This window comes from Brevibacterium litoralis (genome assembly GCF_040212315.1).
Lineage (GTDB): Bacteria > Actinomycetota > Actinomycetes > Actinomycetales > Brevibacteriaceae > Brevibacterium > Brevibacterium litoralis.
In genome coordinates, this window is record NZ_JBDIUY010000024.1 from 1 (window position 1) to 10076 (window position 10076).

The 10076-nt window shown below is 70.2% G+C and carries 9 protein-coding genes; 4 read left to right on the forward strand and 5 right to left on the reverse strand.

The features are described from left to right. The 3 genes from dctP to AAD496_RS08990 all read right to left on the reverse strand — a co-directional run. Positions 1-1249 (reverse strand): TRAP transporter substrate-binding protein DctP (gene dctP / locus AAD496_RS08980; RefSeq protein ID WP_349828326.1); only part of this gene is annotated, 1249 nt, incomplete at its 3' end. A 118-nt stretch (positions 1250-1367) separates the two neighbouring features. Next, positions 1368-2495, reverse strand: coding sequence for a LacI family DNA-binding transcriptional regulator (locus AAD496_RS08985; RefSeq protein WP_349828327.1), 1128 nt, complete (start codon positions 2493-2495; stop codon positions 1368-1370). Then, a complete protein-coding gene (locus AAD496_RS08990) occupies positions 2453-3496 on the reverse strand; it encodes a substrate-binding domain-containing protein (RefSeq protein ID WP_349828328.1) in 1044 nt (347 codons plus the stop codon). The genes AAD496_RS08985 and AAD496_RS08990 overlap by 43 nt, the downstream gene beginning before the upstream one ends. A gap of 120 nt (positions 3497-3616) precedes the next feature. On the opposite strand from AAD496_RS08990, the gene AAD496_RS08995 reads away from it, so the two are divergent. Further along, complete coding sequence (locus AAD496_RS08995; protein ID WP_349828329.1) at positions 3617-4306, forward strand: ABC transporter ATP-binding protein; 690 nt, start codon at positions 3617-3619, stop codon at positions 4304-4306. Positions 4307-4321: 15 nt separating this feature from the next. Beyond that, positions 4322-5527, forward strand: coding sequence for a DUF4032 domain-containing protein (locus tag AAD496_RS09000; RefSeq protein WP_349828330.1), 1206 nt, complete (start codon positions 4322-4324; stop codon positions 5525-5527). Between the two features lie 72 nt (positions 5528-5599). On the opposite strand, the gene rlmB is transcribed toward AAD496_RS09000, so the two are convergent. Both rlmB and cysS read right to left on the reverse strand, forming a co-directional pair. After that, entirely contained in the window at positions 5600-6556 is a 957-nt protein-coding gene (gene rlmB, locus AAD496_RS09005) for a 23S rRNA (guanosine(2251)-2'-O)-methyltransferase RlmB (RefSeq protein WP_349828331.1), read from the reverse strand. Between the two features lie 108 nt (positions 6557-6664). Next, on the reverse strand, positions 6665-8131 hold the full coding sequence (cysS, locus tag AAD496_RS09010; RefSeq protein ID WP_349828332.1) for a cysteine--tRNA ligase: 1467 nt from the start codon (positions 8129-8131) through the stop codon (positions 6665-6667). Between the two features lie 147 nt (positions 8132-8278). Between cysS and AAD496_RS09015 the strand changes: the two genes are divergently transcribed. Together AAD496_RS09015 and AAD496_RS09020 are read left to right on the forward strand one after the other, a co-directional pair. Then, positions 8279-9370 (forward strand): S-(hydroxymethyl)mycothiol dehydrogenase, encoded by a 1092-nt coding sequence (locus tag AAD496_RS09015; RefSeq protein WP_349828333.1) that lies wholly within the window; start codon positions 8279-8281, stop codon positions 9368-9370. Beyond that, positions 9370-10023, forward strand: a complete 654-nt coding sequence (locus tag AAD496_RS09020) for an MBL fold metallo-hydrolase (protein WP_349828335.1) — start codon at positions 9370-9372, stop codon at positions 10021-10023. The genes AAD496_RS09015 and AAD496_RS09020 overlap by 1 nt, the downstream gene beginning before the upstream one ends. Positions 10024-10076 lie beyond the last annotated feature (53 nt).

Here is a 10076-nt window from a genome sequence, read left to right on the forward strand (position 1 = left end):
AGTCGTACCACTCCGACATGTCCTCGAAGGAGCCGCCGTCGGTGTACCCGAGCTCCTCGGCACGCTCCGCCCAGTGCGCGGAACGCTCGTCGAGACGGGTGAGGACGTCGTCACCGAGCACGCCGCTGGCCGCGACCTCCTCGCGGGTCGACTCCGCGAACTCCGCGATCGCGTCCTGCAGGTCCGGCTCCACTTCGAGAATGTCGACATCGGACTCGTGGGCCGCGGCCACGGCGTCCGCCTTGCCCTCGTTCGTCATCCGCATGGTGCCGTGGAAGTTGCCGTCGAAGGCATCGAACAGGATCTGCTGGTAGGCGAGCGGCAGGCCCTTCACCCCCTGTCCCGCGACGATCGACAGGGCCACACGCGGGAAGCTCGTGGTCGTCGGGTGGACCAGGTTCGGTGCGACCTCGAAGAAGCCACCCTGGGTAACGTCGGAGAGCAGGGCCAGGGTGCAGTCGACGGTGCCGCGTTGGAGCGCCTCGTACGCCTCGACACCGGCGATCGACACCGGGGACCCGCCCACGTGTTCGACCATCGCGAGCGCGGCCGGGGACCCGACACGGACCTGGAGTCCCTCCCAGTCCTCCGCACTCGTCGCGGGCTCGGCGCAGGTGGCGTAGTAATCACCGGACGCGAAGACCGGCATGAGCGGCATGAGCCCCTGGGACTCGAACTCATCGAGGATCTCCGGGCTCGTGAATCCCATCTCGGCCGCGGTGAGGTTCGTGACGAGGTCCCCGGTGAGCGGCGGAGAGGGCTGCCCGGAGAGGATCTCGTTGAAGGCGTTGAACGCCGGGTACTGGCCGGGGTCGTAGGCGGGGATGGTGAGCGCCAGGTCGATCCGTCCGTCGATGAGGGCGTCGTCGACCTCCGCGTACGAGGCGATCGACTGGTTCCACGCGAGGTCGAGCGTGATCTTGCCGCCGGAGCGTTCCTCGACGGTCTCGGCATACTCCGTGTACGCGACCGCCTGGGGCGAGTTCTGCGAGGTGGCGGACACCTGATAAGTGAGGGTCACGGGGTCGAGGTCGGCGATCGCGGTCTCGACCTCCTCCGCCGAGGCGCCGTAGGCGTACCCGTCACCGGCGGCGGTGTCCCCGCCGCCACCGCCTGCTCCACCGGCACAGGCGGAGACGAACAGGCCGGTGGCCGCGAGGGCGGCGAGCGTGGGCAGGGTACGACGTGGGACGGCCGGACGGGGCCGCGCTCCGCGGGGCCGTCGGGAACGGAATACGGGGATTCGCATGCCGGTCTCTCCTTCGAGAAGGCGTGGGGACGTGCGGCACCTTCGCCGCACGTACGGGTGCACCCAACCTATGCCCGGCGTTTTCCCAGGTCAACGGCCGCAGGTCGACGGGCCGACCTCACCGTCCGCGCATGGGCTTCTCCGAGGACCGCAGGACGAGTTCGGGCGCGACCCGGAAGTCAGGCAGTCCCCCGCGGGCGGCGAGCGCCCGGGCGTCGGCCCCGGATTTCATGAGTCGGGCGAGTTCCCCGAGGACCGACTCCGCGATGGCCGGCCAGTCGTAGGCCAGTTGTGACATCGGCGGATCCACGACGTCGGCATCGGGCATCTCGCCGACGGTGAGCAGCGACAGGTCGCGGGGCACCCGCAGGCCCCGCCGTCGGGTCGCCTCCAGGACCCCGAAGGTGAGCGCCGGCGAGCAACTGATGATCGCCGTGCAGTCGAGGGCCAACAGGTGGTCGGCACTCTGCGCCCCGGACATGATGCCGGGACCGCCCACCTCGACGGGCGCCTGTTCGCGTGTCGCCGGGATGTGGAGGATGTCCGCCATCGACCGCCGGAAGGCGCTCGTCCGGATCCCCGCGCTGGAGTCCTCGGGAGTCGCCAGACCGATCCGTCGGTGCCCCAGGTGGACGAGGTGTCGCGTGGCCGTGTCGATGCCCTGGGCGGCGTCGAGCACCACCTGCGCGACGCCCTCGTGCCGCGCGTTCGAGACCCGGACGAGGGGGATGTCGAGCGCCGCCAGGCGACCGACCTCCGGCGTCGCGGTGCCCCCACCGAGCACGACCGCCCCGGCCACACCCGATTCCTTGAGCCGGGCGGCCGTCGACGCGAGGTCCTCGCCGGTGGCGATCCGCACTGCAACCCAGTCACGGCGGAACATCCGCTGCACGATCTCCAGCGCCAGCGACTCGTAGGGGTCGACGTCGGTCCCGCGGACCACCGCCTGCACGAGCGCGACGAGGGTTCCCTGCCGCCGTTCGGTCGGCCGCCGGACACCGAGGGTGCGCAGGGCGACCTCGACCGCCTCGGCCGTCTCCTGCGAGACTCCGGGCTTCCCACGGAGCACCCGCGAGACGGTCGACACCGACTTCCCCGAGGCCTCGGCGATCGCCCGCAACGACACGTCGCCCCGGAGGTCCTCGGAACCGGCGGACGAGGTGCCCTGCACCCGGGACGTCCCGTCCCTCTCCCACCGCGCCGTCACTGCCGGACCCCGGCGGTCGAGGACCGGGCTGTCAGCCACGGCCGGAAGGTCGGTGGCACCGCCTTCATCCGGTCCCCCGGGAGGTCGAGCACTGTCCGCACCGCCGCGGTGAGCGCGTCGACCATGCCACTCTTCTCCAGGCCGAGCACCGTCGCGGGCGGGTCCGTGTACCGCATCGTCGAGGAGTCGCCGAATCCGACGACGGACAGGTCACGGGGTACGACGAGACGACGACGGCGCACCTCGGCGAGGACCCCGTAGAGCTGCAGGCCCGCCTGCACGATCACGGCGGTGCAGGTGGCGTCACGCAGGGTGGCGGCGGCGCTGATACCCCCGGAGAACGACTTGGGTACCGGGGCGATCCACCTCTGCAGCCGGTCCGGGTCCGTGAAGGACCGGGCCGGGTGCTCGGCCAGGAACCGCTCGCGCAGCGCCGCAGCGAGGTCACCGGAGTCCAGGCAGATCAACCCGATCCTCCGGTGCCCCAACTGACTCAGGTGGTCGAAGGCGAGCGTGAGCCCGCCGGTCAGGTCGACGCGGGCGGCCACCCACTCGGCGCCCACCCGCTTGCCGTCCGTCGGGCGCAGGGGCACCTCCTCCAGGGTGGACTCCGCGAACCGGACCACGGGGACGTCGACGTCGATCGGGGTGAAGGTCGGGGTCACGACCGCCGAGGCTCCGGCGGCCACCGTCGCCCGCAGGTCCCGCAGGCCGGGGTCGAGGAACGGCGTCGCGGTGAGGAGCCCGAGTTCCTGGAGCTGGACACACACCGCGCGGACCACCTCGATCTGCCAGTGTTCGGGGCTGGGAGGCGGACAGACGGCCACGAGGTGCGACGCCTCGCCGTGGAGCAGGGTCGACCGGCTGTACCCGGTGGCCTCGAGGGCTTCGAGCACCCTCCGGCGGGTGGACGCGGCCACCTTCTGACGACCGCCGAGAACCCGGGACACCGTCGTGACGGAGACGCCGGCGGCCTCGGCCACGTCCTCCATCCGTACGGCGGCGCCCGATCGCACCGCGGTACCCGATCGCACTGCCATGTCCCCGATCCTAGTCACCTGCACGCGAGGCGTCTCACCTGCGTATTCAGCCTGCGTTCATTCGACCCCGGGTAGAATGGCCCGGTCCCGCGCAGACCCCGAGTCCCACCAGGAGCAATGATGCCGACGGTCACGCTGTCCGACGTGAGCCACCGTTACCCGTCCACGGTGACGCCCTCGGTCCGTGACGTCGACCTGCACGTCCGCGCCGGGGAGTTCTTCGTGCTCCTCGGGTCCTCGGGCAGCGGGAAGTCCACGATACTCCGGATGATCCACGGCCTGGAGACCCCGGCCACCGGCACCATCGAGATCGACGGCCGGGACGTCACCCGCAGCCTGCCCTCGGACCGCGACGTCGCGATCGCCTTCGAGAGCTACGCGCTCTACCCGCACATGTCCGTGGCCGAGAACATGGGGTTCGCCCTGCGCCTGTCCGGTGTACCGCAGGAGACCATCACCGAGCGGGTGGCCGAGGCGGCCGCGCGTCTGGGACTCTCGGACGCGCTCGACAGCAGACCGGACCAGCTCGACGGACTCCAGCGCCAGAAGGTCGCACTCGCCCGGGCGCTCGTGCGGGGACCACACGTGCTCGTCATGGACGAACCCCTCGCCACTCTGCCCGCCGAGACGCACGTCGAGGTGCGCGATCAGATCCGGGTGCTCCAGCGACAACTGGGGATCACCACGATCTACGCCACGGAATCCTGCGCGGACGCCGTGGCGGTCGCCGATCGGATCGCCGAGGTCCGGGACGGGACCGTCACCCGGGTCCTCGACCGTGACGATTTCGCGGCGCTCGACGCCGCCTGAGTCGGCCGGTCCCCCGTGCACCTCCACCTCGACCGGTGGGCCGCCGAGATCGCAGGTCTCCCGTGGCACCTGCCGCTCGTCGACTGGCCCGAGGACATCCTCGTCGGCCTGCCCCGCGGCATCTCCCGACACGTCGTCCGGTTCGTGCGCCCCGCCGGGACCGTCGTCGCGGTCAAGGAGACCACCGACGCCCTCGCCCACGAGGAGTACGAGACACTCTCCTCCCTCACCAACCTCGCGGCCCCGACCGTCGAACCGCTCGGGTACGTGACCGGACGTCGAGGCGCGGACGGGTCGCCCCTGCCCGGTGCCCTCCTCACGCCCCACCTGCAGTACTCCCTGCCGTACCGGGCGCTGTTCTCCCGTCATCTGGCACGTGACACGGCACTCCGCCTCGTCGACGCGCTCGCGGTCCTGTTGGTCCGCCTGCACCTCGCCGGTTTCTACTGGGGCGACGTGTCCCTGTCGAACGCACTGTTCCGCAGGGACGCGGACAGTTTCGCGGCCTATCTGGTCGATGCCGAGACCGGTGAGCTGCACTACGAGCTCTCCGACGGACAACGCGACCACGACCTCGAACTCGCACGGGTCAACATCGCCGGTGACTTCCTCGATCTCCAGGCCGGCGGGCTCGTCGACGACTCCGTCGACCCCCTGGCGGTGAGCGATCGCCTCAAGAGCCGGTACACCGCCCTGTGGACGGAGATCACGCGTGCCGAGGAGTTCGACATCGACGAACGCTGGAGGATCGACGACAAGATCCGGCGACTCAACGACCTGGGCTTCGATCTCGGCGAGTTCTCACTCACCACCGATCTCGACGGCATCACCCTCCGGGTGGCGCCCAAGGTCGTCGAACCCGGTCACCACTCCCGTCGCCTCCGGCGCCTCACCGGAATCCGTGCCGAGGAGAACCAGGCACGCCGGCTGCTCAACGACATCGACGCGTTCCACGTGCAACGGCCGGCCCTCGCCGAGACCGAGGCGGCCGATCGCTGGCAGGCCACGGTGTACCGGCCCGTGCTCGACGAGATCCCGCCGGAGCTCGCCGGTCGCCTGGAGGCGCCCCAGATCTTCCACGAGTTCCTCGACCACCGGTGGTTCCTCGCCGAGGAGGCCGGCGCCGACGTGAGCCAACGGCAGGCCGTCCGGTCCTATGTCGACACGGTCCTCTCGCACCGCCGAGCCGAGCGCGAGGCCTTCGTGCCCCCGCCGGGCTGAGCCCACCGCGCGCGAGGCGCCCCGGACAGGGCACCTCGTGCGCGGTCCCGTCGCGGCGGCACCCGATTCGGTTCAGCCTCGGGAACCGGCGCGTTTGGCGGCCACCTCGTAGAGGGTGACGGCCGCGGCGATCCCGGCGTTGAGCGACTCGGTGGTCGCGGCGATCGGGATCGAGACGATCTGGTCGCAGATGTCCCCGATGAGACGCGAGATCCCCTTGCCCTCGGACCCGACGACGATGCACACCGGCACATCGGCCAGCGTGAGTCCGGGCAGGTCGACGTCGCCGTCCATGTCGAGGCCGATGACGAAGACGCCCTGCTTCTTGAGCTCCTGGAGGGAGCGGGCCAGGTTCGTCACCTGGGCGACGGGGATGCGGGAGGCCGCCCCGGCGCTCGTCTTCCACGCGGCGGCCGTCATCGCGGCGGCTCGACGTTCGGGGATGATGACCCCGTGACCACCGAAGGCCGCCGTCGACCGGACGATCGCGCCGAGGTTGCGCGGGTCGGTGATCCCGTCGAGCGCGACGAGCAGGGGCTGCTCGAACCGGTCGGCCGCGAGCGCCATGAGGTCGTCTGGGTGCTTGTACTCGTAGGGCGGCACCTGGAGCGCGATGCCCTGGTGGATCGCGTCGTCGGTGAGTCGGTCGAGATCGGGACGGCCGGCCTCGAGCAGGGAGATCCCCCGGTCGGCGGCCAGTGCGATCGCGTCCTTCACGCGGTCGTCGGCGTCGATCCGGTGGGCGACGTAGAGAGCCGTGGCGGGCACGCCCTCACGCAGCGCTTCGAGCACGGAGTTGCGGCCGGCGACCACGGAGCCCGCCGACTTCGACTTACGTCGTTTGGCCTGGGCGCGCTGCTGCTCGGCCCTCTTCTGCTCGGGGGACTTGTACGCTTTGTGGTAGACGCGGTCCTCCGCCCTGGGGGTCGGTCCCTTGCCCTCCAGGCTGCGCTTGCCCTGGCCGCCGGACCCCTGCTTGGGTCCCTTCTTGGCCTTGCGGATCGCTCCGCCTCGATTCTTGGGAGGCATGTGTCCTCTTTCCGGGAGGTCGTCCGACCGGCCCGTGGGGACCGGCGGTGTTCAGTTCTGTGGTGGGCCTGCGGTCCGCCGGATACTCGGTGTCCCAGGCGCGAAGTCTCAGGCGAGGTGGAAGCGGAACCCGTCCGGGGTGTCCTCGAGGACGACGCCCGCGTCCTTGAGCCGGTCGCGGATCGCGTCCGCCCGGGCGTAGTCCTTCTCCTTCTTGGCGGCCAGACGTTCGGTCGCGAGGTCGTTGACGAGCACCTCGAGCGCGGCCCGCGCACCGGCGTCCTGACCCGTGTCCCCGGTGTTCGGCGCCGCCGAGGGGTTGACGCCCAGGACGTCGAGCATGAGCTCGATCTGCGCGACCACCTCGATCAGCCGGTCCCGACCCGTGGCGTCCGGGGTCCCCGCGCCGGAGTCGAGGAGCTTGAACCCCTCGGTGAGCGTCGCGAAGGCCACCGACAGGGCGATGGGGATCGACAGGTCGTCGTCCATGGCCGCTGCGAAGTCCGCGGGCACCTCGGCGACGCGGTTCCGGTAGCCGGTGTGCGCGGTCACGACGGGCGGGGCGTCGTCCCTAAGCGTCTCGCGGGCCCGGGAGAGGAAGTTGACGAACCGTTCGTGGGCGGCACCCTGGCGGGTCACCCCGTCCTCGGAGAAGTCGAGCGTCGACCGGTAGTGCGCCGTCGACAGGAAGAACCGGACGACGATCGCGTCGAAGGTGGCGAACAGTTCGTGGGCGAAGACGGAGTTGCCCAGCGACTTCGACATCTTGTCGCCGCCGATGTTGAGCAGACCCGAGTGCATCCACACGCGGGCGAACCCGTCCCCGGCCGCCGTCGACTGCGCCCGTTCGTTCTCGTGGTGCGGGAACCGCAGGTCGAGGCCGCCACCGTGGATGTCGAACTCCGGCCCCAGGTAGCGCGTCGACATCGCCGAGCACTCCAGGTGCCAGCCCGGTCGGCCGCGGCCCCAGGGGGTCGGCCACGAGGCGGATTCCGGGTCGCCGTCCTTGTGCCCCTTCCACAGGGCGAAGTCACGGGGGTCCTTCTTGCCACGCAGCGGGGCGTCCGCCGCGTCGTGCATGTCCTCGAGCCTCTGGTGCGTGAGAGCGCCGTACTCCTCCCAGGAGGCGGAGTCGAAGTACACGTCCCCGGAGCCGTCCGTCGCCGGGTAGGCGTGACCGGCGTCGATCAGCCGCCCGATGAGCTCGACCATCTCCGTCACGTGGCCGGTGGCCCGGGGTTCGTAGGTGGGGCGCAGGACGTCCATCGCGTCGTAGGCGGCGGTGAACTGCTGTTCGTAGTGGTAGGCGTGGGCCCACCACTCGCGGCCCTCCTCGACGGACTTGGTGAGGATCTTGTCGTCGATGTCCGTGACGTTGCGGACGAGGGTGACCTCGAAGCCTCGGTAGGTGAGCCACCGGCGCAGCTGGTCGAACACGACGGCACTGCGCATGTGGCCGATGTGCGGCGCTCCCTGCACCGTGGCACCACAGACGTAGATCCCCGCCTTGCCCTCCGTCACGGGAGAGAAGGGTGCGAGGGTCCGGGTCTCGGTGTTGTACAGGTTGATCGTCACCCCACGATTCTATCCGGAACGTGGGCAATTCCCCGTGGCGGTTCCCTCACGAAACACACCGTGGATAGGGTGCTTCCTGACACATCAACGTTCGGTGATGCCCGGGCATCCGTGGCACCGAACAACCCCCGGCACCCAAGGAGCACCATGCCCACGACCGTCAAAGGTATCGTCGCCCGCGCCAAGGGCGAGCCCGTCGAGCTGGTCGACATCGTCGTCCCCGATCCCGGTCCGGGTGAGGTGGTCGTCGACGTGAAGTCCTGCGGCGTGTGCCACACGGACTTCCACTACCGCGAGGGCGGGATCGGCGACAACTACCCGTACCTGCTCGGTCACGAGTCCGCCGGCGTCGTCGCCGAGGTGGGCGAGGGCGTCACGGAGGTAGCCGTCGGTGACTTCGTCGTCCTCAACTGGCGGGCGATCTGCGGCGACTGCCGCGCCTGCGACCGGGGCGAGCCCTGGTACTGCTTCGCCACGCACAACGCGAGCCAGAAGATGACGCTGGCCGACGGCACGGAGCTCGAGGCGGCGTTGGGCATCGGTTCCTTCGCCGAGAAGACTCTCGTCGCCGCCGGCCAGTGCACGAAGGTCGAGGAGTCCGACCCCGCCGTCGTCGGTCTGCTCGGCTGCGGCGTCATGGCCGGAATCGGTGCCGCCATCAACACCGGCGAGGTGACCCGCGGCACGTCCGTGGCCGTCATCGGATGCGGTGGTGTCGGCTCGGCCGCGGTGGCCGGTGCGCACCTCGCCGGCGCCTCGCCGATCATCGCCGTCGACTTCGACGACCGGAAGCTGGAGTGGGCCGAGGACTTCGGTGCCACGCACACCGTCAACTCCAAGGGCATGAGCGAGGACGAGGTCGTCGCCGCCGTCCAGGAGCTCACCGGTGGTTTCGGTGCGGACGTCGTGATCGACGCCGTCGGCATCCCGGCCACGTGGCGCCAGGCCTTCTACGCCCGTGACCTCGCCGGCACCGTCGTCCTCGTGGGTGTGCCCACCCCGGAGATGGAGCTCACCGTCCCGCTGCTCGACGTGTTCGGCCGCGGCGGCAAGCTCAAGTCCTCCTGGTACGGCGACTGCCTGCCCAAGCGCGACTTCCCCATGCTCGTCGACCTCTACAAGCAGGGACGTCTGCCGCTGGAGAAGTTCGTCACCGAGAAGATCGGGATCGAGGACGTCGAGGACGCCTTCGCCAAGATGGGCCGCGGTGAGGTCCTCCGCTCGGTGGTGACCTTCTGATGGCCGCCGCCGAACGCCTGGTCACCTCCGGCACGTTCTCCCTCGACGGGGGTACGTGGGAGGTCGACAACAACGTCTGGATCGTCGGCGACGCGAACGAGGCCGTCGTCATCGACCCCGCCCACGACCCCGCCGCTGTCGTCGAGGCCGTGGGTGGTCGTACCGTGAAGGCCGTGATCCTCACCCACGGACACGACGACCACATCCGGTACGCCGTGGACACCGCCGGGAAGCTGGGGGACGCACCCGTGTACCTCAACCCGGAGGACCGGATGCTCTGGGACATGGTGTTCCCGGACTCCGCACCGGACGCTGAGATCGCCGACGGGGACACCTTCGAGGTCGCCGGGGTGACGCTCCGCGCCCTCGGCACCCCGGGCCACTCCCCCGGTTCCACGTGCCTCTACGCGGAGTCCGGTCTCACCTGGGACGACGCAGAGGCGCCCGTCCTGTTCTCCGGCGACACCCTGTTCCAGGGTGGGCCGGGAGCGACCGGACGGTCGTACTCGAGCTTCGAGACGATCATCGAGTCGATCGAGAACCGCCTGTTCACGCTGCCGGACGAGACCCGTGTCCTCACCGGGCACGGTGACGGCACGACGATCGGCACCGAGAAGCCGAGCCTCCAGGAGTGGAAGGACCGCGGCTTCTGACGTCTCTGAAAATCCTGGCCCGCTGAATCGCTTCGGCCCCGCTATATGCGCAT